20 protein-coding genes are annotated in these 25,061 nt (G+C 52.4%); 11 read left to right on the plus strand and 9 right to left on the minus strand.

The window, feature by feature from the left end:
* The first annotated feature begins 4 nt into the window (after positions 1-4).
* Positions 5-346, plus strand: a complete 342-nt coding sequence (locus ACIGCM_RS05105; RefSeq protein ID WP_397500930.1) for a HopJ type III effector protein — start codon at positions 5-7, stop codon at positions 344-346.
* Positions 347-410: 64 nt separating this feature from the next.
* Here ACIGCM_RS05105 and trxB read toward each other — a convergent pair whose 3' ends face one another.
* The gene (gene trxB, locus ACIGCM_RS05110) at positions 411-1,355 is read right to left on the minus strand and encodes a thioredoxin-disulfide reductase (RefSeq protein ID WP_397500931.1); all 945 of its coding nucleotides are present in this window, start codon (positions 1,353-1,355) and stop codon (positions 411-413) included.
* A gap of 268 nt (positions 1,356-1,623) precedes the next feature.
* On the opposite strand from trxB, the gene cysZ reads away from it, so the two are divergent.
* Both cysZ and ACIGCM_RS05120 read left to right on the plus strand, forming a co-directional pair.
* On the plus strand, positions 1,624-2,391 hold the full coding sequence (cysZ, locus tag ACIGCM_RS05115) for a sulfate transporter CysZ (RefSeq protein WP_397500932.1): 768 nt from the start codon (positions 1,624-1,626) through the stop codon (positions 2,389-2,391).
* 29 nt (positions 2,392-2,420) lie between these two features.
* Positions 2,421-3,623, plus strand: coding sequence for a glycosyltransferase family 4 protein (locus ACIGCM_RS05120; protein WP_397500933.1), 1,203 nt, complete (start codon positions 2,421-2,423; stop codon positions 3,621-3,623).
* Positions 3,624-3,716: 93 nt separating this feature from the next.
* On the opposite strand, the gene ACIGCM_RS05125 is transcribed toward ACIGCM_RS05120, so the two are convergent.
* The 3 genes from ACIGCM_RS05125 to ACIGCM_RS05135 form a co-directional block, all read right to left on the minus strand.
* The gene (locus tag ACIGCM_RS05125; RefSeq protein WP_397500934.1) at positions 3,717-4,820 is read right to left on the minus strand and encodes an NADH:flavin oxidoreductase; all 1,104 of its coding nucleotides are present in this window, start codon (positions 4,818-4,820) and stop codon (positions 3,717-3,719) included.
* Positions 4,821-5,188: 368 nt separating this feature from the next.
* Positions 5,189-5,701 carry a glutathione peroxidase gene (locus ACIGCM_RS05130; RefSeq protein ID WP_397500935.1) on the minus strand — a complete coding sequence of 171 codons (513 nt, stop codon included), beginning with the start codon at positions 5,699-5,701 and terminating at the stop codon, positions 5,189-5,191.
* 196 nt (positions 5,702-5,897) lie between these two features.
* Positions 5,898-6,383 carry a peptidylprolyl isomerase gene (locus tag ACIGCM_RS05135; protein WP_339486342.1) on the minus strand — a complete coding sequence of 162 codons (486 nt, stop codon included), beginning with the start codon at positions 6,381-6,383 and terminating at the stop codon, positions 5,898-5,900.
* Here ACIGCM_RS05135 and ACIGCM_RS05140 point away from each other — a divergent pair.
* The 4 genes from ACIGCM_RS05140 (at position 6,352) to ACIGCM_RS05155 (ending at position 11,175) form a co-directional block, all read left to right on the plus strand.
* Positions 6,352-6,678, plus strand: a complete 327-nt coding sequence (locus ACIGCM_RS05140) for a DUF3565 domain-containing protein (protein WP_397500936.1) — start codon at positions 6,352-6,354, stop codon at positions 6,676-6,678. The genes ACIGCM_RS05135 and ACIGCM_RS05140 overlap by 32 nt on opposite strands.
* Before the next feature lie 19 nt (positions 6,679-6,697).
* The gene (locus ACIGCM_RS05145; RefSeq protein ID WP_397500937.1) at positions 6,698-7,894 is read left to right on the plus strand and encodes an acetate kinase; all 1,197 of its coding nucleotides are present in this window, start codon (positions 6,698-6,700) and stop codon (positions 7,892-7,894) included.
* Positions 7,895-7,947: 53 nt separating this feature from the next.
* The gene (pta, locus tag ACIGCM_RS05150) at positions 7,948-10,041 is read left to right on the plus strand and encodes a phosphate acetyltransferase (RefSeq protein WP_397500938.1); all 2,094 of its coding nucleotides are present in this window, start codon (positions 7,948-7,950) and stop codon (positions 10,039-10,041) included.
* A 246-nt stretch (positions 10,042-10,287) separates the two neighbouring features.
* The gene (locus ACIGCM_RS05155; protein ID WP_397501114.1) at positions 10,288-11,175 is read left to right on the plus strand and encodes an acyltransferase; all 888 of its coding nucleotides are present in this window, start codon (positions 10,288-10,290) and stop codon (positions 11,173-11,175) included.
* Positions 11,176-11,198: 23 nt separating this feature from the next.
* Here the strand turns inward: ACIGCM_RS05155 and ACIGCM_RS05160 are convergent, their stop codons facing one another.
* The 3 genes from ACIGCM_RS05160 to ACIGCM_RS05170 all read right to left on the minus strand — a co-directional run bounded on the left by ACIGCM_RS05160 (position 11,199) and on the right by ACIGCM_RS05170 (position 15,128).
* Positions 11,199-13,331, minus strand: coding sequence for an EAL domain-containing protein (locus ACIGCM_RS05160; RefSeq protein ID WP_397500939.1), 2,133 nt, complete (start codon positions 13,329-13,331; stop codon positions 11,199-11,201).
* A gap of 378 nt (positions 13,332-13,709) precedes the next feature.
* Positions 13,710-14,366, minus strand: a complete 657-nt coding sequence (locus tag ACIGCM_RS05165) for an OmpA family protein (RefSeq protein WP_397500940.1) — start codon at positions 14,364-14,366, stop codon at positions 13,710-13,712.
* A 117-nt stretch (positions 14,367-14,483) separates the two neighbouring features.
* Complete coding sequence (locus tag ACIGCM_RS05170) at positions 14,484-15,128, minus strand: MBL fold metallo-hydrolase (RefSeq protein ID WP_397500941.1); 645 nt, start codon at positions 15,126-15,128, stop codon at positions 14,484-14,486.
* Between the two features lie 873 nt (positions 15,129-16,001).
* Here ACIGCM_RS05170 and ACIGCM_RS05175 point away from each other — a divergent pair.
* Positions 16,002-16,622: a response regulator gene (locus ACIGCM_RS05175; protein ID WP_397500942.1), complete on the plus strand. Its 621-nt coding sequence runs from the start codon at positions 16,002-16,004 to the stop codon at positions 16,620-16,622.
* Between the two features lie 5 nt (positions 16,623-16,627).
* Positions 16,628-20,236, plus strand: coding sequence for a transporter substrate-binding domain-containing protein (locus ACIGCM_RS05180; RefSeq protein WP_397500943.1), 3,609 nt, complete (start codon positions 16,628-16,630; stop codon positions 20,234-20,236).
* 394 nt (positions 20,237-20,630) lie between these two features.
* On the opposite strand, the gene ACIGCM_RS05185 is transcribed toward ACIGCM_RS05180, so the two are convergent.
* A complete protein-coding gene (locus ACIGCM_RS05185) occupies positions 20,631-21,641 on the minus strand; it encodes an AraC family transcriptional regulator (protein ID WP_397500944.1) in 1,011 nt (336 codons plus the stop codon).
* A 235-nt stretch (positions 21,642-21,876) separates the two neighbouring features.
* Between ACIGCM_RS05185 and ACIGCM_RS05190 the strand changes: the two genes are divergently transcribed.
* Positions 21,877-22,716: a metal-dependent hydrolase gene (locus tag ACIGCM_RS05190; protein ID WP_397500945.1), complete on the plus strand. Its 840-nt coding sequence runs from the start codon at positions 21,877-21,879 to the stop codon at positions 22,714-22,716.
* A 159-nt stretch (positions 22,717-22,875) separates the two neighbouring features.
* On the opposite strand, the gene ACIGCM_RS05195 is transcribed toward ACIGCM_RS05190, so the two are convergent.
* The gene (locus ACIGCM_RS05195; protein ID WP_397500946.1) at positions 22,876-23,841 is read right to left on the minus strand and encodes an alpha/beta fold hydrolase; all 966 of its coding nucleotides are present in this window, start codon (positions 23,839-23,841) and stop codon (positions 22,876-22,878) included.
* Between the two features lie 341 nt (positions 23,842-24,182).
* Between ACIGCM_RS05195 and ACIGCM_RS05200 the strand changes: the two genes are divergently transcribed.
* The gene (locus ACIGCM_RS05200; RefSeq protein WP_397500947.1) at positions 24,183-25,061 is read left to right on the plus strand and encodes a hypothetical protein; all 879 of its coding nucleotides are present in this window, start codon (positions 24,183-24,185) and stop codon (positions 25,059-25,061) included.

Raw genomic sequence — 25,061 nt, forward strand, 5'->3', positions numbered from 1 at the left:
CTGCATGAGTGCCCTGCAAGAGTTTCGTACACGCCTGAACAGCAACACATTCGCCTTTTCCGAAACCCTGGATTTTATTGCCAACCACTATGCTTACCAGCCAAGTGCGTTCAACAATGGCGGCGTTGAAAATGCTGCCGGGCAAAACGAAGGTTCGTGCAAGACCCTGGGTTTTGCGTTACTCGAACAACTGAGTAACGAAGAAGCGCTGCTCTGTTTTGGTGAACACTATCGCAGCGTTCTGGCTACACCAGAAGGTTCAGACCACGCCAACATCCGTGCCTTGATCGCCCACGGTTTAAGCGCCGTTAAATTTGCTCAACAACCGATTAGCCGCGCTCAGTAGCCACTGAGTTCAAGGCAAAAAGAAGCCCCGCTAAGTGCGGGGCTTGTTTTTTCAGGGACAGCGCTTACGCATCCAGATAGCGTTCAGCATCCAGTGCCGCCATACAGCCAGCTCCGGCCGAAGTAATCGCCTGACGGTAAACGTGGTCTGCCACATCACCTGCAGCAAACACGCCCGGCACACTGGTCGCAGTGGCATTGCCTTCACGCCCACCGTTGACCACTAAATAGCCATCCTTAAGCTCAAGCTGGCCCTCAAACAACGAGGTGTTCGGTGTATGGCCGATGGCTACGAACAGCCCATCAACTTTCAACTCTGAATGGCTGCCGTCATTATTTAACAGCCGCACACCGGTAACGCCCATGTTATCGCCCAGCACTTGATCAACCTGGGCATTGAGCTTGAGCTCGATCTTGCCTTCGGCAATGCGCGCCCGCAGCTTGTCTTGCAGAATTTTTTCGGCGCGGAAGGTCTCACGGCGGTGCACCAAGGTTACTTTACTGGCGATATTGGCCAGATACAGCGCCTCTTCAACGGCAGTATTGCCACCGCCAACCACTGCAACCTCGCGGTTACGGTAGAAGAAACCATCACAGGTAGCACAAGCTGATACGCCTTTACCCATAAAGGCTTCCTCGCTAGGCAGGCCCAAGTAGCGGGCACTGGCCCCAGTGGCGATGATCAGGGCATCACAGCTGTAGGTGGCATTATCGCCCACCAAGGTGTAAAGCTTGCCGGCTAAATCGACCGCATTGATGTGATCGAACACAATCTCGGTCTCGAAGCGCTCAGCATGCTCCTGCATACGCTGCATCAGTGCAGGGCCGGTCAGGCCATGTACATCACCCGGCCAGTTATCGACTTCAGTGGTTGTGGTGAGCTGACCACCTGCCTGCATACCCGTTATCAGCAGCGGCTTGAGGTTCGCGCGGGCAGCATATACCGCCGCGCTGTAACCTGCAGGGCCGGAACCCAGGATAATGACCCGTGCATGACGTGTAGCGGACATAGTTGACTCCTACAGGCCGTTAGCCTGACAAATTAAAGCGGGACTACCCGAATCCTTAGGGGAAGGCATGGTCAAAGCAGCAGTCCCGGAAACTTAACTGCCGCGAAGATTATCGATGCACCTTGATTAAGGGAAATTTGCTTTAACAATTCACTGCATAGACCCCGACTATAACCAGCTAAAGTCGCTCATCTAGCGCCCGCGCAGGCTTTTACCCTGGCACTAAAGCCGGTAAGGTCGGCCTAACATGTCAGCCACGGAAACCTCTATGCCTGCTCCCGTACTATCTGGACCGCAATACCTCAGCGAAGGCCTTAAATTGGTGCTTAGCCCCGGCTTGCGCCTGTTTGTACTCTTGCCATTGGCCATCAACCTACTGCTGTTTGGTGCTCTGGTTGGCTTTGCAACTCAGCAATTCAGTAGCTGGGTCGATACCTTTATGCCCAACCTGCCCAGTTGGTTGAGTTTTCTGGAGTACATCATCTGGCCATTGTTTGTGGTCCTGGTGCTACTGATGATCTTCTTCACCTTCACCATGATCGCCAACATAGTTGCGGCGCCATTCAACGGTTTTCTTTCCGAGAAAGTTGAAGTCGTTGTGCGCGGTGAAGACAACTTCCCCCCCTTCAGTTGGGGCGAGTTGATGGCGATGGTGCCGCGTACCCTGAGCCGTGAAATGCGCAAACTGGGCTATTTTTTACCCCGGGCAATTGGCTTGTTTATTCTGTCGTTTATCCCAGTGGTTAATTTGGTGGCCGCGCCGCTGTGGCTACTGTTCGGCGTGTGGATGATGGCCATTCAATATATCGACTACCCGGCGGACAACAACAAAATGAGCTGGCAAGACATGCTCGCCTGGCTGCGTGAAAAGCGCTGGCAGAGCCTGGGCTTTGGCGGCATTACCTACCTGGCCCTGCTAATCCCGGGCGTCAATCTGGTCATGATGCCGGCAGCAGTAGCGGGCGCCACGCTGTTCTGGGTGCGTGAACGTGGGGATACGCGCATGACCAAAGCGCCAAGCCAACCAGCTTCATAATTTCGCAACAAAACCGTCACTTTTGCGACATGGCAGCAGCCGAAACTGCTGTCATGAGCACACCTTCTTTGTACATCGCCCTCGTGACTGAAACCTTCACCCCTGAAATTAACGGCGTGGCCAATACCCTTGAGCGATTGGTTAATGGCTTGCGTGAGCGTGGCCATCAATTGCAACTGGTGCGGCCAAGGCAAGGCAACGACCGTGAGCGCAGAAATGATGACCAATTGGTGCTCACGCGCGGTTGGCCATTGCCGGGCTATGCAGGTTTGCAGTGGGGCCAGTCGGCGCGGCACAAGCTGCTCAGCCGCTGGCGAAAACGCCGCCCAGATGTGCTGTACATTGCGACCGAAGGCCCACTTGGCTGGTCTGCATTGAGTGCAGCCAAACGCCTGAATATTCCTGTGGTGAGCGGCTTTCACACCAACTTCCAGCAATACAGTGGCCATTATGACGCCGCCATGCTGACCCGCCTGATTACCAATTACCTGCGCTGGTTCCATAACCGCTCACGTATGACCTTAGCCCCCAGTGTCAGTCAAAAAATAGAACTGGAACGTCGCGGCTTTGAGCGCGTGGAACTGCTCGCGCGCGGGGTAGACAGCCAACTATTTAACCCGAGCAAACGCTCCAGCGAGTTACGTCGACAATGGGGGCTTAGTGAATCCGATACGGCAGTGATTCATGTGGGCCGACTGGCTGCAGAGAAGAACCTGAACCTGTTGAGTGAAACCTTCAACGCCTTGCAACAGCAATATCCTCAACGCAACCTGAAACTGGTTTTAGTCGGCGATGGGCCGCAACGTGCGGAGTTACAAGCGAAATTGCCTGAGGCCATATTTTGTGGTGTGCAGCGTGGCGAGCAACTGGCAGCGCATTATGCATCCGGCGACTTGTTCGTGTTCCCAAGCCTGTCAGAAACCTTTGGCAATGTGCTGCTAGAAGCCTTGGCATCTGGGCTGGGCGTTGTGGCTTACGATCAAGCCGCAGCCAGCCAACACATTCGCCATGGCTACAACGGTGCCCTGGCAATGCCCCATGACCAGCAAGGCTTTATCGAATCGGCATGCTGGTTACTTGAAGCCCCTGAAAGCTTGCGTCGAGTACGCCTCAACGGACGACAACACGCTGCGCGTCAGGGCTGGGCGGCGATTGTTGACCTATTTGAAGCGCACCTGCGCAGTGCATTATTACCCTTAAGCCCCATACCGGTAGCGCGCACCCTGCCATGATCCCGTTGGATAAACAGCAGGCGTAAAAAAGCCCCGATGTGCCGGGGCTAAGGGAAGTGCTCAGCCAGTATGTAGCTGAGCAAACTTAAATAATCACACCAAACTCATTAACGCCTCACGGCTGAACGGCAAGATCTGTTCTTCACGCCCTTCACGTACTTTCAATGCCCAGTCTGGGTCAACCAACAGCGCGCGACCAACAGCAACTAGGTCGAATTCCTGATTATTTAAACGCTCAAGCAGACCTTCAAGCTTGGCGGGCTGTGCGACCTTGTCAGTATTGACCATAAACTGCAAAAACTCGCCATCAAGGCCAACGCTACCGACGGTGATAGTGGGTTTGCCGGTCAACTTACGCGTCCAGCCTGCCAGGTTCAATTCTGAGCCTTCAAACTCAGGCTCCCAGAAGCGACGAGTCGAGCAATGGAAGATGTCCACGCCTGCCTCAGACAGCGGCTTGAGGAAGGCGTCAAGAGCTTGTGCAGTTTCTACCAGGCGCGCGCTGTAGTCTTGCTGCTTCCACTGCGAGAAACGAAAAATAATTGGGAAGTCGGGCCCTACGGCAGCGCGCACAGCTTCAATCAACTCGATTGCGAAGCGCGAGCGCTGAGCCAGGTCCCCCCCATACTCATCGGTACGCTGGTTACTGCCTTCCCAAAAAAACTGATCAATCAAATAGCCATGGGCGCCGTGCAGCTCAACTCCGTCCATACCAATGCGTTTTGCATCAGCCGCGGCTTGAGCAAATGCAGCAATCACCTCGCGAATGTCGTCGTGGCTCATGCCGTGCACGACCACTTCACCGTTTTTTACTTTCTCGCTTGGACCATAGCCCGGGACGCTTGCATCGGGTTCGGTGCCGAGTTTACGCACATTGCCGACGTGCCAGAGTTGAGGCACGATTTTGCCGCCTTCGACATGCACCGCCTCAACTACTTTCTCCCAGCCCGCCAGCGCATCCTCACCGAAGAATCGCGGTACATTCGGGTAACCATTGGCCGCTTTATGGCCGACGGTGGTGCCCTCGGTGATGATCAAGCCAACCCCTGCCGCCGCTCGACGACGGTAATACTCGATGACCTTGCTATTAGGGACGCCACCCGGCGAGAACGAACGGGTCATCGGCGCCATTACTACGCGGCTAGACAGTGTCAGGCTGCCTAAGTTGAACGGCTGAAACAGGGCTTGGGCGGTCATAGATTCTCCAGCAGCGCGGCCTTGATCGATCTCAACGGAACGACTTGGGCGCAACTAAAACAGGTTTCGATAGCTTTCAATGCAAGGCCAGACTGACTGAGCCGCGCAACAGCATTAATGTGTTGAGCGTGACAATAGTGCTGAGCAACCGCTAAGCCCAGCACTATTGATATCAGTGATTAAGCCAAAAACATCCCTGAACTGTGATTCAGGCTCATAAGCAAATGACCCACGGCTAGCCGCATAGTAGCAATTGGCGTACTGCCAAGATTGGCGGATCAGGACTGCGTCAGCACGGCGTCCTCGACTGATTAGCCGACTACGCCGCGATAACGCTATTGAGAGAAGTTTGATTGCAGACCAGCGGGTTACTTGGCGCTTACAGCTTGTTCTACGGTGATACCCAAACTGTTTTCGATCGCCTGAACTAATGCCGGATCTTCTGGCGTCATACGGGGCGAGAAACGCGCCAATACGCGACCATCTGGGCCGACCAAAAATTTTTCGAAGTTCCAGGTGATGTCACCCGGAAACTCAGCGCCTTCCCCCGCGAGTAAGCGGTACAGAGGATGGCGTTCTGCACCATTCACTTCAATCTTGCTGGCAAGAGGAAAACTCACCCCATAATTGGCAGAGCAAAACGCTTTGATCGCATCTTCACTGTCTGGTTCTTGCCCAGCGAATTGATTGCAGGGCAATCCGAGCACGCTAAAACCGTGTTCCCGGTATTGCTGATAGAGTTTTTCAAGGCCGGCATATTGCGGAGTCAAACCGCACTTGGAAGCCACGTTCACCACCAGAACGACCTTGCCCTTAAGTGGTGCTAACGGCAAATCCTGGCCATCTAGAGCCCGTAAAGTTAAATCGTGAAAGGCACTCATGGCTTGCTCCTTGAGCTCACAGCAAATTCCACATGGGACAAAAAAGGCGCCCTAGAGGCGCCCCTTTCTTACTCACTTGTAGCTTAGCAGTCAGCCGCACTTATGACAGGACCATAAGTCGTATTGTGCGACCAATTAGGGGCTATTTCCGTTTCAGCGCACCTGCGAACGAAATAAGAACAGACCCTAACCGCAATTAATGCTGGTGACCGCCTTCGCCATGCACGTGGCCGTGAGCAACTTCTTCTTCGCTGGCATCGCGAATATCAACAATCTTAACCTTGAAGTTCAAGCGCTGACCCGCCAAAGGATGGTTGCCGTCAACAATAACGTCGTCGCCTTCCAACTCACGAATGGTCACGATCTGCATGCTGCCGTCTGGACCTGAGGCATGGAATTGCATGCCCACTTCCAGTTCATCAACGCCTTCAAACATCGAGCGATTCAATGTGGCAAGCAACTCAGCGCTGTATTCGCCATAAGCGTCTTCTGGCTCAACAGAAACCTCCAGCTCGTCGCCGACTTTCTTGTCCAGCAGGGCTTTTTCAAGGCCGGCGATGATGTTGCCAGCGCCGTGCAAGTAAACCAGCGGCGCGCCGCCAGCAGAACTGTCTATCACCTCACCAGCATCGTTGGTCAGGGTATAGTCGATGGATACGGCCTTATTGGCAGCGATCAGCATGGGGCGGGACCTTTTGCTTATGAATAAAGAACGAACAAGTTTAACCAAGGCTCCGCCCGAAAGCGAACCCAGCTCAGACGGACGGACTGGCAACATGCCAGTGCGCTTGCTTGACTTCCGTCAGGATGAGGACGGTCATTGGGTGGCAGTATTGTCGTGCGGCCATACTCAACACCTGCGGCATGAGCCTCCGTGGCAAAACCGCGCATGGGTTGAAAGCCCGGAACTGCGCCGCGCCCAGTTGGGTCAACCCTTTATGTGCGGTTGGTGCGCAGCCGGAACCGATACGCCTTGAGAATGCTAAGGAACGCGCTATGCAGGCATCAAATATTTTGGTGATAAATTGCGGCAGCTCGTCGATCAAGTTTGCCTTGGTCAACCCAGCAGAGCCCGAGTTTTCCCTAAGTGGACTGGCCGAACGCCTTGGCGGAGCCGATGCTGTATTACATTGGCAGCATCGCGGTGGCAAAGACTCAAAGTCAATCGCCAATGCAGATCATCGCCTGGCACTAACCGAACTCTTGCCGCTGGTAGAGCGAGCTGCTCAAGGCAAGTTGATGGGTATTGGCCATCGTGTTGTGCATGGTGGGGAGTATTTCACCGCCGCCAGCCATATCGACAGCAAAGCACTGCAACAAATCAGATCGCTTGAGCCCCTTGCCCCCCTACATATCCCAGTAAACATCCAAGGCATAGAGGCCGCAATGAAGCTGTTTCCTGAACTGCCTCAAGTGGCCGTTTTCGATACTGCTTTTCACCAAAGCCTACCGGAACATGCGTTTCGCTACGCCCTCCCAGAAGCGCTCTATAGCCAACACGGTGTACGCCGCTATGGCTTCCATGGCACCAGTCACCATTATGTCAGCGCCCAAGCTGCGTCCTTCTGTGGCCTTGCTTTCGGCGACAGCAGTTGGCTAGTCGCCCACTTGGGTAACGGTTGTTCAACCTGCGCAGTGGTCAACAGTAAAAGCCGCGATACCAGCATGGGGCTGACACCACTGGAAGGCTTAGTTATGGGCACCCGCAGTGGTGATGTCGACCCTAATTTGCATGGCCACCTCGCCAGAACGCTCGGTTGGAGCCTTGATGAAATCGACCGCGTGCTCAACCAAGAAAGTGGTGTGCTTGGGTTGTCTGGTTTGTCCAATGACATGCGCACACTCGAACAAGCCCGTGAGCACGGTCATGTCGGTGCGACACTGGCAATCGAGGTATTTTGCTACCGCCTAGCCAAATCGTTGGCCGCCATGAGTTGCGCGCTTACGCGCCTGGACGGCCTGGTCTTTACCGGCGGAATTGGTGAGAACTCACCACTGATTCGCAATAAAACCGTTGAGCACCTCAAGTTACTCAACATGCAACTCGACCGCGAAGCCAATGCCCTTTGCATCCGTGGCGTGGCCGGTCCTATTCACACTCAGGGCCATCCTCGTGTGTTGGTCATACCCACCAATGAAGAGCGGCAAATCGCCCTTGATACGCTGGCGTTACTGAAACAACACAGCATGTAATTACGGCGCAGCGCTCCCACGTCACAGCTTTGCGGTTAATGAAAGGACCTAGCATGCATACCTTCTTCATCTCTCCCACCGGCTTCGGTGTCGGCCTTACTTCCACTAGCCTTGGATTGGTGGGTGCGCTGGAGCGTGCGGGGCTCAAGGTAGGTTTCTTCAAACCCATTGCCCAACCCCATCAAGGCGACCTTGGGCCCGAACGCTCCAGCGAACTTATTGCTCGCACCCATGGCTTGCACTCACCCAAGCCGCTGGACCTTGCGCATGTCGAGCGCATGCTTGGTGATGGTCAGCTTGACGAGCTGCTCGAGGAAATCATCAGCCTCTACCAAGTTGCAGCCACGGACAAAGACGTAGTCATCGTCGAGGGCATGGTGCCCACTCGCCAAGCCAGCTATGCCGCACGGGTCAACTTACATTTGGCTAAGAGCCTGGATGCCGACGTGATTCTGGTTTCGGCTCCTGAGCAAGAAAGCCTTGGCGAGCTGTGTGATCGGGTTGAGATTCAGGCTCAGATGTTTGGCGGCCCCAAAGACCCCAAAGTGCTGGGTGTGATACTCAACAAAGTCCGTAGCGACGACGGTATAGAGGCGTTTGCTGCCCGCCTTAAAGAACAATCTCCACTGTTTCGCCGTGATGATTTTTTACTGCTCGGCTGCATCCCGTGGGAGGAAGAACTTAATGCCCCGCGCACCAAAGACATCGCCGACCTGCTCGGTGCCCGTGTACTCAACGCGGGTGATTACGAACAACGGCGCATGCTGCAAATCGTGCTCTGCGCCCGTGCCGTTGCCAACACCGTGCAACTGCTCAAGCCAGGCACCTTGGTGGTAACACCCGGTGACCGGGATGACATTATTCTCGCTGCCAGCCTAGCCGCCATGAATGGCATGCCGTTGGCTGGCCTACTGCTGTGCAGCGACTTTGCCCCAGACCCACGCATCGTCGAACTCTGCCGTGGCGCGCTGCAAAGCGGTCTACCCGTCATGGCGGTGAGCACGGGTTCATACGACACGGCAACCAACCTCAATCGACTCAACCGTGAGATTCCAGTCGACGATAAAGAGCGGGCCGAGAAAGTCGCTGATTTTGTCGCCAACCACATAAACCATGACTGGCTACGTGAGCGCTGCGGCACCGTGCGCGAATTGCGCATGTCGCCACCGGCCTTCCGTTATCAGTTAGTACAGCGTGCCAAGGCTGCAAATAAACGCATCGTGCTGCCTGAAGGCAATGAACCCAGAACCATTCAGGCCGCTGTGATCTGCCATGAACGTGGCATTGCTCGCTGCGTACTGCTGGCCAAGCCAGATGAAGTGCTGAGCGTGGCCAAGGCTCAAGGCATTGAGTTGCCCGGAGACCTGGAAATTCTTGACCCGGATCTGATTCGCGAGCGCTATGTTGAACCCATGGTCGAGCTGCGCAAAGGCAAGGGTCTGAATGCACCAATGGCCAGCGCCCAACTTGAAGATAGCGTGGTACTCGCAACGATGATGCTGGCACTCGACGAAGTCGATGGCTTGGTTTCGGGTGCTGTTCACACCACGGCCAATACCATCCGCCCGGCATTGCAATTGATCAAAACTGCGCCCGGCTATAAGTTGGTCTCGTCGGTATTTTTCATGCTCTTGCCGGATCAAGTCGTGGTCTATGGTGACTGCGCGGTAAACCCTGACCCTAGCGCGTCTGAGTTGGCCGAAATTGCGCTACAGAGCGCAGCATCGGCACGTGCCTTTGGAATTCCACCGCGCGTTGCCATGCTTAGCTATTCAACCGGCGACTCAGGCACCGGCGAAGAGGTCGAGAAAGTGCGCGAAGCAACGCGGTTAGCCAAGTTGAGTGCACCCGAACTATTACTCGACGGCCCCTTGCAGTACGACGCAGCAGCGATTGAATCCGTTGGCCGTCAAAAGGCCCCCAATAGTCCGGTGGCTGGCCGTGCAACCGTGTTTGTATTCCCTGACCTGAACACCGGCAACACCACCTACAAAGCGGTGCAGCGCAGTGCTGACTGCATCAGCGTCGGACCGATGTTGCAAGGGCTGCGCAAACCGGTGAATGACCTGTCACGAGGCGCGTTGGTTGACGACATTGTCTACACTATTGCTCTGACTGCGATTCAAGCTGCGAACCTGCCAAAGTAACTAACCGAGCAGTATCGTCGAACCACGCTGGAACAGCGTCGTTCGACGATCGATAGCCTAGCCCGTAGCGAGCACCTTGAAGCGTATCGCGTTATTAAGCCGATATTTACAGTAACTATGCCCGCCAACAGTTGAAGTTCATACAGTTCCAGTTAACCTGTGCGCCACACCGACTTGCGGTAAAAAACTGCAAGCTTTGACTGAATCGGCGCACGCGCCCACTGGTTGGAGGCATTTGCCCCCATGCTGAATTTTCTTCCTGCATTTCTACGCGGCATTATTGGCACCAGCTGCCTGATTCTTAATACCCTGTTGTGCTGCATTCCACTGTTTATCGTTACATTCCTGAAAATCTGCCTACCCTTTTCAGCTGCCCAGCGGCTGTGCAACTGGATCATGAACGCCATCCATGAGTTCTGGGTAAGCGCTAACAAGTTATGGATGAACTTAGTCTGTAAGACCCGCTGGCAGGTCAAGGGGCTTGAAGGACTCGATTACCAACACTCTTACCTCGTGACCAGCAATCACCAAAGCTGGGTTGATATTCTGGTGCTGCAATACTTGCTTAACCGGCGCATTCGCCCGCTTAAATTCTTTCTTAAACAAGAGCTGATCTGGGTGCCCGTGATTGGCCTGTGCTGGTGGGCGTTGGGCTTTCCATTTATGAAGCGCTACTCCAAAGCTTACCTGGAAAAACACCCGGAAAAGAAAGGCAAAGACCTGGAAACCACGCGGCGCACTTGCGACAAATTCCGCGCCAATCCAGTCGGCATTTTCAACTTTCTAGAAGGCACCCGATACAGCCCTAGCAAGCATGCAGCGCAGCAGTCGCCCTACAAACACTTGCTTAAACCTAAGGCTGGCGGCATCGCGTTTGTGCTTGATGCCATGGGCGAACAACTGCACAGCATCGTTAATGTGACCATCCATTACCCACAAGGGAGCCCTGGATTCTGGCAACTGCTAAGTGGCGAAGTCGAAGCCGTGGTGGTTAATTTTCAGGAACTAAAAATCCCTGCAGAGTTTATCGGCAAGAACTACGACCAAGACCCTCAATACCGACAAGCATTCCAGCAATGGGTCAATGTGTTGTGGCAGGCGAAAGATGCAGAACTGGCGAGTCTGCACCAATAAGTGCGCTCCCAGTGTGCAGCCGGTTAATCTGCCGGCTGCAACGCTTCTACCAAGTGCTTTATCCAACTCAACCTGAGCTCTTCTGGCTTTAACTCCGCTGCAATTAAATACCCTTGCAGCGCGTGACAGTCATGCTGCACCAGCCAGTCGCGCTGGGCTTTGCTTTCAACGCCAGTGGCAATGACCTCAAAACCGAGGTTATGCCCCAGTTGAATAATCGACTTAACAATGGCGGCATCGACCGGCGATTCCAGCATTGTCTTAATAAACTGGCGATCGATTTTTAGGCCATCCAATTCAAAGTTACGCAGGTCTGCCAAGGAAAACGGCCCACGGCCAAACCCATCAAAGCAGGTTTTAACCCCCAGGTTGGCAAGGCGCTTCAGTTGTTCACGACTATGCGTAATGTTTTGCATCAGCGCATCGCCCGATATTTCCAACGCGATCTGTGCGGGCTTAACCTCAAACTCACGCAAGACCTGACTAAGGTCATCGGCCAGACCGGTAAAACTGAACTGCAGTGCACTGACATTAATCGTCACGCACAGCTCATCAGCCACCTTACCCACTAATGATTGACGCAGTGAAACAGCCTGACGCAAGACCCAAAGGCTCAACTCATTGATTAGACGGGTGTCTTCCAGCGCCTGGATAAAATCTGCGGCAGGCAATAAGCTGTTATCTGCCTGACGCCAGCGCAGCAAGGCTTCAAAACCGCGTAACGTGCCACTACTCAAATTGATCTGGGGTTGATACAGCAAAACAAATTGCTGATCGATAATGGCCTTGCGCAGTTGTTCTTCGAGGGCACGTTTGGAATTCTCCCGCCCCTTCATTTCCTCTGAATAAATGCGGTACTGCCGACGCCCACCACGCTTGGCCTCATACATCGCCATATCCGCTGCGCCAAGCAACTCGTCAACGTTCAGCCCGCCTTCAGGCAAATAGGCTATGCCAATACTGACGCCCAGATTAAAGTCAAAGCCATTGAGGTTGCGTCGCCCGGAGATAACCTCAATTAACTTGCTGGCGACACGCTCGGCATCCTCAGGCTTTGTCAAACTGTCGAGCAACAAGGTGAACTCATCACCCCCCATTCGACCCAGCATGTCATAAGAGCGAATACAGCCACGCAACTGCTGAGAAACCTGGCATAAAAGCACATCCCCGGCATCGTGACCGAGCAAGTCATTGATCCGTTTGAAACCGTCCAAATCCAGATACAACACCGCCAGGCCCTGGCCGCTACGGCCATTACGCGACAATGCATTTGTCATTGCCTGACGAAACCCCCGACGATTGAGCAGCCCGGTCAGGGCATCAGATAAGGCCAATGATTCAAGCTGTTCATGCAGGCTTCGTGTCACCGACATATCCAATGCCATGAACACCATTGCCTGCTGCCCCGGCAGTGGCGAACATGAGAGTGCGACAGGCAGTGTCTGTGCATCGCAGGTGTAGAGCGATGCATCATGCACGCAATAGGTCTCACCCCGGCGCCAACGCCGGAAAAAGTCGCAGTCCTTCCAGTCTTCTGTCATTGGCGGCATTTGCACAAAGCGTTGCACCTGAGTGCCCAGAAGCTGTTCCATCGGGCAACGCAGCATGCTTGCAATAGCAGGATTTACAAACTGTATTTCACCTTGATCAGAGACCACCATGATGCCTTCCGCGGCGTTCTCAAGTATTGAGGCGTTGAAGGTGCGTGCGCTGTCCAACTGTTCTGTTAATGCTAGCAATTCACGGCGTTGCAGTTCGAGCGCAAGCAACACAGCCACCTTGTGACTGAGCACAGCGGGGTCGAATGGTTTTTTAATGAAATCAATTGCGCCTGTCCCATAGCCCTGGGCTAAAACTGAATCAGTTTGATCGAGGCCTGAGAGAAAAATAATCGGTGTCAGTAAGGTCTTTGGCCGCTCACGTAAACGCCGAGCAACTTCAAAGCCGTCGATTCCAGGCATTTGCACATCAAGCAAAATTAAATCGACATCATGGTCTTCGAGAAACTCAAGCGCGGCCATACCACTGTTTACGCAGTGCAAGGTTCTCGCCGGGTCTTCGAGTAACTCTTGCACCGCATCCAGGTTGTCCTGAAGGTCATCAACCACTAGGACAGCCTGTACAACAGGAGCCCGATTAAGTTGCGATTTCAGCATAACTCCCCCAGCGTCAGGACACAGCTATTGGTACTGCCTCACACCAAAGGTATCGACCACGACGGTGCTTTATTGAACGACAGCCCCAGTTAACTTTAGCTGAGCGCATAAAATAGCACTATGCCAGCATGGAAAATATTGCAGACGCAAAAAAGCCCCCAGTCAAACTGACCAACTTAATGGCTCAGCTTGCGCTGGAGGCTTTAGGGAACCTCTGAAAAACTACTGCGCTCGGTATTACGGCGTTAAAAAACTGCTCAAAATGCGCATTTAGAACACCTAAAGTCGAGCGCGACCCCGGTCGTTTTTTCACACTTTTTTGCCTTGTCCTCCCGTCGCTCGCTACCTTTTTCAGAGGACCCTTAGGCTTCGCCTGAATTACAGCTGGCGAAGGGTGATCTCTACACGACGATTCTGGGCACGCCCCTCTTCGGTAGCGTTGCTGGCGATTGGCTGGTTAGGGCCTGCGCCAAAAGCCGAAATACGATTACCCGCTACGCCGTTTGAGGCAAGGTACGAGGCCACGCTTTGCGCACGCGCATTCGACAAGTTTTGGTTCAGTGCCAGTGAGCCAGTGCTGTCGGTGTGACCGGTAATATCAATACCGTTTTTGTCGAACTCTTTAAACACTGTGACCAGCGAGTTTAAGGTTGGATAAAAGCTGCTGGAAATGTCTGACGAGTTGCTGGCAAACGTAATGTTGCCCGGCATGATCAGGGTTAACTGGTCGCCATTACGCTGAACCTGAACACCCGTTCCGACTAATTTCTGACGCAGTTGAGCTTCCTGCTTATCAACGTAGTAGCCATAGCCACCACCGGCAGCGCCACCTACGGCTGCGCCGATCAACGCGCCTTTGCCGCGGTCTTTTTTGCTGGAGGTTGCAGCGCCAATCACAGCACCTGTTACCGCACCGATACCGCCATAAATACCTGACTTACCCGCTTCGCTTTCCCCGGTGTAGGGGTTGTTAGTACATGCGGCTAGAAAAGTAGACGCTGCAACTACCAGTGCAAAATTACGCACATTGCTCATAAATATTCCCTTGATTCTCACTGTTAAACAGGCCTGTACCTGCGCCTTCGAACTTGAAAGTGGCCTTTAAGTTCAAGCCTACCAACTCTGACGCCCTTACTGCCAGCCATTCACTGACTATGCTTTGATAAATGGATTCTCGCGCATTTCATCACCCAACAGTGTGTCTGGGCCGTGCCCTGTTACAACTATTGCGTCTTCATCGAGGCTGTACAAGCGCTGCTTGATCGAGCGCTCTATGGTTGCATAATCACCACCCCACAAATCGGTGCGACCGATTCCACGACGAAATAAGGTATCACCTGCTATCAGCAGTTTCGCCTGCGGAAACCAGAAACTCATCGAGCCCGGCGTATGCCCTGGCGTGTGTAATGCAACACCACAGCCACAATCCAGCGCTTGGTCATCTGTCAGCCACTGATCCGGCGCTGGCACTGGGGTGTAAGGCACACCAAACATCTTGCATTGCATTTCAAGGTTGTCCCACAGGAATTGGTCCTCCTTGTGCAGGTGCAGGGTTGCGCCGGTTTTCTCTTTCATCTGGCCTGAGGCCAGAAAGTGATCCAAGTGCGCATGGGTATGGATGATGCTGACGACTTTCAAGCCATGGGATTCAAGGCGGGCCATGATTTCATCGGGATTACCCCCCGGATCAACCACAATCGCTTTCTTACTGACAGGGTCGCCAATAATGGTGCAGTTGCACTGCAAAGGCCCGACGGGGAAGGTTTCGCGGATTAGTGCGCAGTTAATGGCGTCCATGAGGGATCCTGCTGGATTGACTGGACAATTTTGGCACATCGAAAGTCACACAGGCGAACAGATCAAGGAGATCCGCGCAATTTAACCCTATCCAAAGTCGAGTCAGTCACGACTGCACCAAGGCACACTCAAACGCTAAGCAAACCGCGAAAGGATGACAGCCGCAATTGAGTCTAATTCGCCCTATTATCAGCCACGAACAACTGTTATTACTGAGCTGGAGCTAATAATCATCGCCTATCAATAAGCTGGTGGCATTTCGGAATTAGCTCGCCCGCCCGTAGGAATAGTCCTACATATAGCCTAAGGTATTTTAGTCACCATAGCTCCCCCTTCACTTGATCAGTAGACACTTCGTGACTATCGCGATCTGAATTTTGTTTAGGGCCGAAGCGAATAAAGGGCCTTATTCCAATTTACCTCAAGGACTGAGACACACCTGAGGTCTAACAGTTGCGACACAACGAATACGGTTACCGTGAAGGCAGAGTGAAATACCCCCCTCTTCTCCTAAAACAACCAATCCGGCTGACTCAGCTAGAATTTTGACTATGTCGATCACATAAGCCATTGGATAAAGCAAACAGATGTAAAGGTTGGAGAGCTGATTGAGTGACAGATCATAGCGCCATCCCAAGGTGGGACCAGAGGTCTTCGGTGGAATGATTAAGCCCAAGGATGACAATCCTAAGTGATGCCCCAAAATGATGATGACAACCCAGTCGCTATGAAACCTCAGCTCAGACCCGATATCAGTATTTATGGCAGGTTCGTAAGGCTTGTATTTCGCCCAGCCCTGAAGCCACTTAACACCGGCGCAGGGACGATCCTGATGTGCAGTCTTAATAAATTATTGAAGTATTTAGGTGCGGTATGCGCAAAATAATGATTGTTGATGATCACCCAGTGATACGTTTAGCCGTTCGGGTGCTGCTTGAACAGGAAGGCTATGAAATCGCCGGTGAGGCTGACAATGGCGTGGATGCACTGCAGTTGGCTAAGGATAAAAAGCCCGACGTTGTGATCCTGGACATTGGCATACCCCGACTGGATGGGCTACAGGTTATTTCCCGCCTGAAAGCAACAGGGGGCACGACCCGTGTCTTGGTCCTCACCTCACAACCTGCAAGCGCGGTCGCCAACCGTTGTATGCAAGCAGGCGCAGCTGGCTTTGTCAGTAAAGACCAAGACCTGGCCGGATTATGCGGCGCTGTTAATGCGATTTTGTCCGGTTATACCTATTTTCCTTATGGGGTCATTAGCTCGACTCACGACGGAGAACAGGCCGAAAGTCAGTTACTGGAAAGCTTGTCCGATAGGGAGCTAATGGTGCTGCAACACTTAGCCAAGGGCATGACCAATAAACAGATTGCCGACGTCATGTTGTTAAGCAATAAAACTGTGAGCACCTACAAGACACGCTTGCTGCAGAAGCTCGGAGCAACCTCTTTGGTCGAGCTTCTGGAGTTCGCCAAACGCAATAATGCGGCCTAAGATCGATGGCCAATTACCTGCGCGGTATTTGCCTGTTGTTTTTGTGTTTGAGCAGTTGTACTGCCGCTTATGCAGATCAGCCCTTCACACGCCTCAAATTATTAGGCCAATCCCAATGGGTACTGCATGGCACGCAATTAAGTGATGATAATTGGCAATGGTTGCGCAAGAAAGAAACCTTAATCCTGGGCACATTCGGCACTGACTACCCGCCCTTCAGACTGGGGGCCGATAGCAACGAATTCTCTGGTGTCACGGCTGATATCGTTTCACTCATCAGTCGTGAACTAGGCGTAAAAGTTGTAGCCCACCTCTACCAAGATCGCCCGGCAGCAGTAGCAGCTCTGAATCGCGGCGAGGTGGACATGCTCACCTCACTCGGGCCAATTGAAGAGGCTCCCGACCTGCTCAAAACCGAACCCTACATCCGGTCGGTACCGGTTCTGGTCCAGCACACCGGAGATGGCTGGGCAGCGCTGGATGAAGGTCTGTCGGGCAGGCGTGTTGCTTACAATTTTTTAGACATGAGTCGCTCTCAAGCTGAAACCTTGGCCCCAGGAGCGACTCTCACATCCTTTTCTAACGATCTCGATGCCTTTTCATCGGTTGCATTCGGCACGCAAGACGTTGTGCTAAGTGATGCTATTTCCGCCAATTATCTAGTCAACACTTATTATGCAAACGAACTGAAGGTAACAAACCTCTTCAGAGGAGCGGCACCAAATGGATCACGCTTTATTTTACGCAACGACAATGAGCGGTTGCTCAACATCCTTAACCATGTAATCCAGCAAGGTATTTCACCCGAACAGCGACAAGACATACTGAAACATTGGAGCGGAGGTGGCCTCTCCAGCATTGATATTCCAACGCTTCCCTCATCACTTCTAGGCTGGATCCAAGCACATCCAGTGCTACGCGTTGGGGTTTATGAAAATTTCCCACCCTACTCATATTTCGGCAATGATGACCGCTTCTATGGAATCACGGCCGACCTGCTCGCCAGGATCCAACGGCAAACTAATCTGGAGGTGGTGGTCACTCGGTTTGCCAATATCGATGGCATGCTCGAAGGGTTGCTGGAGGGAAAAGTCGATTTAGTAGCCGATATTTCACCGACAGACCAGCGACGTGAACAAATGGAGTTCAGCCGGGCGTATATCTCGGCACCTTATGCGCTGGTGACTGAGGTTGACCACAAAAGCGCGGTATCCCTTGAACAAATGAGCAATAAGCGCATCGCCATCGCGAAAGGCCATGCATTAGTGCCCTACCTGCAAAAAAACTATCCGGACATCAAATTGGTAGAGGCGCTCGACTCGCCCGATGCATTGGCATTAGTCGCGGCAGGTGAAGCGGATGCCACCATACAACCCTTGCTCGTCGCCCGTTATTACATCTCCCGCCTTTTTCATGAAAAATTGCGCATCAGTACAACGCTAAGCCAACCATTAGCGGCCTCCTCTTTTGCGATGCGTCGAGAAAGCCGCCGGTTACAGACCATCATCAACAGCGTACTGGTGGACATTTCACCTGATGAATACAGCACGCTGATCAACCGCTGGCGTACGCGTGTGGCCTTGTCGCCACCCTCTTGGCGCAGTTACAAGCCACTGATCTATCAGGCGATAACGGTAGCCTTCATTGTATTGATGATATTTCTTGGCTGGAATTTCTATCTACGCAATCAGATACGCCAGCGTCGTGTGGCTGAGCGTGAGCTTAGTGAACAGATGAAGTTCATGGAGCTACTCATCAACGGCACGCCGCATCCAATCTATGTCCGTGATATCGACATGAGCGTACGTTTATGTAATGACAGTTATCTGGAAGCACTAGGCGCTACGCGCGAAGATGTCATTGGCCAGTCTGACCTCAGGCACTTTTCCGAAGAGGATGCTCAAGACATTACGCGCGACCACCACCGCGTCATTGTCGGTCGCGAGCCTATCATTATTGATCGTATGGTCACCCTTAATGGCCAATCCAGAGTTATCTATCACTGGAAATTACCCTACGTCGACCGTAATGAGGTGGTGCGAGGGATTATTGGCGGTTGGATTGATATCAGCGACCGTCGCGCGTTAATTGAGCAATTAAGAGCGGCTAAAGATCAAGCCGATGCAGCGAACCGAACTAAAACAACGTTCCTGGCTACCATGAGCCATGAAATTCGCACCCCCCTAAATGCCATCATTGGCATGCTTGAACTCGCCTTAAAGCGTGATGCCAATGCTCCACCAGACCACGCATCTCTTGAGGTGGCTTACAACTCTGCGCGAGGTTTGCTGGAGCTGATTGGCGATATTCTCGACGTCGCCCAAATAGAATCTGGCCATTTGAATATTCATCCCGAGCGAGCCGAGCTAAGACAAATTGCAGCAGGTGTCGTAAGGGTTTTCGAAGGCCTGGCAAAACAAAAATCGTTGCGTTTGCGGCTTGAACTAGAGGGCGCGCTAGAAGAGCATGTATTACTCGACCCACTGCGCTTCAGGCAGGTGCTTTCAAACCTAGTCAGTAATGCAATTAAGTTCACGGCACAGGGAAGCGTGTGCCTCAAGCTCGTCGGCACGCCACTTACTGACAACTATATAGCGTTACGAGTGGAGGTCTCGGACACCGGAATTGGTATACCGGAAAAATACCAGGCAAGCCTTTTCCAGCCCTTTGTTCAAGTGAATGAGACCTCAGGCGGCAGCGGTCTGGGCTTGATGATTTGTAGCAACCTGGTTGAGATGATGGGCGGTAGCCTTGACCTAGAAAGCCAGGAAGGCGTGGGAACCCGAGTTAGCCTAGAGCTAAAGTTGTTGTGTCTGGAAACCGATAAAAAAATCCCTGAGGCATCAACAACAGTCCAAGAGATCGAGCAATCACTGCCACAATTCACAATCCTGGTGGTTGATGACCATCCGGCTAACCGCATGTTACTGGCACAACAACTGGCGTATCTGGGGCAGCGGGTAGAATGCGCTGTTGATGGTGAAAGTGCATTCACACTATGGCAATCGCAGCACTTCGACCTGGTAATTACTGACTGTAACATGCCAGGGATGGATGGATACACGCTCAGCCGAGCCATACGCAGCACAGAGCAAACTCAAGGGGCAAACGCCTGCACGATTTTAGGTTTTACGGCCAACGCTCAAGCTGAAATGCTCAGGTATTGCGTTGACGCGGGTATGAATGGGTGCCTGTTCAAACCTGTCGAACTCGCAGACCTAACACGGGCTCTTACTGCGCTGAAACCACCCAAAAAACCGCCAAACGCACGACCTGAAATATTTGACCACGCATCACTGGAGCAAATTACAGGAGGCAACAAGGCCATCTACCTACACCTGCTGGAGCAAGTCCAAATAAGTATCGCGGACGATCTAGCCAGCCTAGAACCCATAATAATGTCTGGGGATTTGACTGCATTTGCTGATCTCGCACACCGATGTAAGGGAGCGGCGAAGATCATCAAGGCCACTCAACTGGTCAGTTGTTGCGAAGCATTGGAGCAGGCGTGTGAAGCTCAGGATGTGCAACTGGCCTTGGAGAAAGCTCAAGAGATGAAAGGCGCCTTACAAACGCTGGCCAACGCGATTGAGCATATTACTCACAACCACTAAGCAAATGACAAGGCTGCGCCATGCATGATGCCCCACAGACTCCACACTCGGTGATGCATAGAACCTAAGCATCGACAGATCTGCATCACTCGTTTTACCGAGATATTTGCGGTAGGCCGCGAGCAATCCAGCTGAATGGTTCAGCCCACTGATTACAGTGTCCACTAGCAACCTGGGGGTCTCATCACTGCGATCAATCACCATACAGACGAGCACGCTCGTAGACACAACCCAACACACGAATGTCGTTCTTGTGGTTTGACTTATGGGCCTAGCTGGTTAGCAGGGTGCGCATAAGCTATTGCTTGCACGCCCGATTACGCAACCGCTGGACAGTATCGGTAGGGCCAAACATGCAACTACCTAATGCTGCCCTGTGTTTCACACTCATTTCCTAGCGATAGGCGCCGGGCAGTTTTCCGGTCCACTTTTTGAATGCCCTGCGAAAATTGGACGGATCGTTAAAACCCAAAAGATAGGCGATCTCATAGAGCGGCAAATGCGTTGTCGTCAGGTACTGAATGGCCAAGCTGCGGCGTACATCATCAAGCACTTCTTGGTAGCTGGTTCCCATGTAGGAGAGGTGTCGGCGTAAAGAACGACCGCTGGTATGCAATGCTTTTGCTGCACTTGCCAGATCCGGAAAATCACCAGGACGCGCAAGTAATAAACGCCGCACACGCGTCAGTAAGCCATCCTGAGTGTCCAGGGTTGAAAGCAAGGCCTCGCATTGCTGCTCGCACATCTGCACCGTAGCGGGGTTCGCCAGCGCCATTGGTTTTTCCAGATAAAACCTAGGAATGCTCAGGTAAAGGTAGGGTTGCTCAAACTTTGCAGGCACACCAAAAACCTGCTCATAGCGATCGGCATAGTCAGGGGCTGCATAGGTGAACCCCACGTCAACATCATGTAACTGCTCACCCAGCAAAAAAACAGCAATGGTGAATAAACTGGCGAGCAAGCCTTCGGCAGCAAATCGATTTAGGTTACCCAGCGGCATGCTTTCAATGGCACGTAATTCGACTCGATCAAGCAATTCAATACGCTCAAGCTCAAAGCTAATACCCAATACTCGGTAATACTTCAGCGCAAACTGAATAGCCTTATCAAGGTTGGCACTTGAAAGCACGGCATAACCTAGGATGCCATGGGTCGAAACATTAAGCCGTTGGCCCAGCAATAACCCCAACGCGGGCTCATCGCACAAGCGTAATGCACTGAGTGCGAGCAAATTAAAATCGATAAATGACAAACGACCTTGGGGGTTGTCCAGCACTTGCGGTCGGACATTTGCCCCTGCATATACCTGCGCGCGGTTCACATGCAACTCATCTAACAGCTCGAGTAGCGCCTCGGCATAGGCAACGGGTACGAGTTCCGCATTGAAATTCAAGGTCGGCTTCATGGGGCTCTTATTATAATTGGCCTGATATGACCATAGTCCCAAAACATACCTGTAAGCAACGAAGTGTAGCAAGCGGATAAAAACCTACTTCCCTCTGCAGTAGCACCTGTAGACCAATAAGCAGAGGACCTGCATTGGCCATATATGACCTATATTTTGGCTGTAGATAACCTTTTCCAACCGGCAGTGGCCGCTCATAGTGGCGACCTAGAGGAAATAAGAATTAGGAGTCAGCATGGCTAGCACCACACCTGCAGGATTAAAAATTCGCCCCAGACACATGAGTTTTGACTTTCCCAACCCTCTGCCTCGCCATTGGCATAGCGGTGATGCATTCAAGAGTCATCTGTTTGACTCAATGTCGGTGCTGTTCCCTGATGGTGAGCGTTTCTTTATCGATTCTGTTCGCAAGTTCCGCGACCAAATAACTGACCCAGAGCTTACTGAGCAAATTCGTGGATTCATTGGCCAGGAAGGTCACCATAGCCGTGAGCACTTAGTCTACAGTGACCGCCTTCGAGCCTTGGGCTATGACATCACGCGTATGGAAAATCGCGCCAAAAAGCGCATTCATTACACGCAAAACAATTTCTCGGCTAAACGCCAGCTAGCCGCGACCGCAGCGATGGAGCATATCACCGCGATAATGGCCGACGGCCTTTTGCGCAACGAAAGCCAAATGCAAGGCGCCCACCCCATGATGCGCCAACTATGGCGCTGGCACGCGTTAGAAGAAACCGAACACAAAGCAGTAGCTTTCGATGTGTACAACCAAGTGGGTGGTGATAGAAAGATCCTCCATCGAGCAATGCGAATGGGCACTTTCTTCTTCATCAAAGACACATTTCTCGGCTTAGCGCACATGCTTAAACAAGATGGTTTGTTGTGGAACTGGCGAGTTTGGCGCGACGGATTAACATGGATGTGGGGCAAGGAAGGTGTATTTCGGCCACTGATCAAAACCTACAAAGACTTCTTTAAAGATGACTTTCATCCATGGCAGCACAACAACATAGAGTTGCTGTATGCCACGCGCAGAGAGTTCGACGAAAACACAGAACCCGCAGTTGCCTGAGGAGCCTTTGAAAAGGCTGGTGAGTCAACATATGTAAAAAGCGACTGAGGTCGCACTCGACTTTCTGGGCATTTGATTCGCATACTGCCCCCTTTGGGGCCGCACCCGTAATACCTAACGCAGTAGTTTTCCACAGGCTCCCTAAGCCTGAGAACAGGCTTAACCGCTTAATGAAAGTGAGTCGCCCTCCTGCAGGAACTGCAAAGCATCAGTTGCACTTTGCCAGGGTATTTCTTCCATCGGTAAATGCCCGACGCCGGGATAGGTCTTGATTTGAATACCCGCTAAATCACGCTGCCATAGCTTCACCTGTGCTGGCGGTATCCAACGGTCAGCCTCCCCCCACAACAACAGAGTAGGCACTCTCAACTTGGCGATTGCAGCCGGCGTTTGCTGCAACTGGGTACGATTAATCGAAACCATCTGCCGGAATATCATCATCATTGCCTTACGATTTCCGGGACGCCGACTTAACCGATAGTAGCGTTCAATCACATGAGCCTTGATTCTTTGCGGATCACCGTACACTTCTTTTACGCCTTGGGCGATTAATGCTCTGGGCATCCAAATCGGCATCAGAGTAGTCGAGCCCGGCAACTCAGCGGCGGCGATCATCCATGGGATTTTCTTCATGGCGTAACCAGCAGGATCGATCAGCACCAGTTTATCAACCCGCTCTGGCCAACTAAGTGCAAAACTCCACGCGAGATAACCACCCAGCGAATTACCCGCAAAACTGGCCTTCTCAACCTGCAGATGGTCCATCAGCAAACTTAATACGTTAAGCATGCGCTCGACTGTATAAACCCCATCCTTGCTTGGACCGGTCAAACCGAAACCAGGCAAATCAAAACGGATCACTCGGTAATCTTGACTAAATTCGCGGTACCAATCATCCCAGGTGTGCAGCGACGCAACTACCCCATGGAGCATTATGATGACCGGTAGATTGCGGTCACCTTGATCCCGGTAGTGCAGATTAAAACCGTCAATCTCAACAAACTTAGAGCCGCTATCTGCTGAAGCATAGAGTGCCTGTAGTTCACTAAAGGCTAACGCCCCCATGCCCAGAGAAGTAAACAGTCGAATTACTGGCGAGAATAATGCTGAACTGGATACAGGCATCAATAGCCCCTTTTATAGTTGTTAGACGCCTCTTTTGTGTTCTATGCCTTACCGGGCGATGAAGCGCATCCTCTGAACACGAGTAGGCAAATCATGAAGCACAAGAAAACACAGGGTTACACCTTGCTCTACCTTACTTAGGTACAGCTACTGACCAGGCCTAAACTGTTCTGGAAAAATGCTAAGGCGTAACCGTTCACCCCGTGGCCAGAGGTAACGCTCAACATGTCGAGCGTCCGTTGCCACCCAATTGCTCCATACTTTTATGCGGCAGACATCAGTCATTCGAAACGCTAGTTTCAGACTCTGTCATCGCAAGCCGGGAACTGAAGGGGCTCAGGGTGCAATCAACCAATGGGTATAGATCCCTCACCTACTTAGGGGTCGCGCTGTTACTGCTGTGGCTCAACGTCGCCGATGCCACACAACTCTTTTATTTAGGTCAAAGAATCCCGGATATACGGCGTCCGTGGAGTAGTGCCCAGTACCAGCAATTGATTGAGGCGCTGCAAAAGGTCAACCAAACCCAAACCAATGCACTGCCAAGGCGTAGTGGTGAATTCACCGGGCCTATCTATCAGCGCATGGTCAGCCCCGAAAACCTGCAAGTACAATTGAATATCTACAGGCCGCTCGAAGCGCGTCAGAACGAGGCACGCGAATCATTATTCCAGCTAAAAGAGTTGATGCGTTTGTTCTTTGATTTTAAAGCAGCCAAACAGCCCTATGCGGCCGAAGCGCTGGGCTTGATGAGTTACTCGCTCAATCAACAACGCGTACTGTTTACCCTGACAACAGAGTTTTGGATGACCCTGTCACCCAACCAACAGCGTAACCCTGTTCGTCTTAGCGGCCTGGCTGAAACCAAAGCAGCCGCGGCTTTACTGACTAAAAGTGCGCTCGACTATCTAGCGTTTACGGCGCAGTTCGGTCGTGCAGAGCTGGCTGTTTACAGCGCAGAGTTAAGTCAACAATTGCCCCGTTTGTTTGTGCACCTGCCTGGCGATGTCCGGCAAGAATTACTCCAGCGAGTCAACAATATCGGGCAAACCCACATTGACCCAACAGTGCGTTCCAACATTCACTCAATGCAGCCGGTGTTGCAGGTGCTTGAAGAGGACATGCTAAAACAACTCCGGAACAGAAAGGGCAATCAAGCTGAGCAGAAACTTAAGCAACAGTTGAGTTTAGAGCTGCCCAAGTCTGATCTGCCATTCTGA

Source organism: Pseudomonas sp. NPDC078700, assembly GCF_044542375.1.
Taxonomy (GTDB): Bacteria; Pseudomonadota; Gammaproteobacteria; order Pseudomonadales; family Pseudomonadaceae; genus Aquipseudomonas.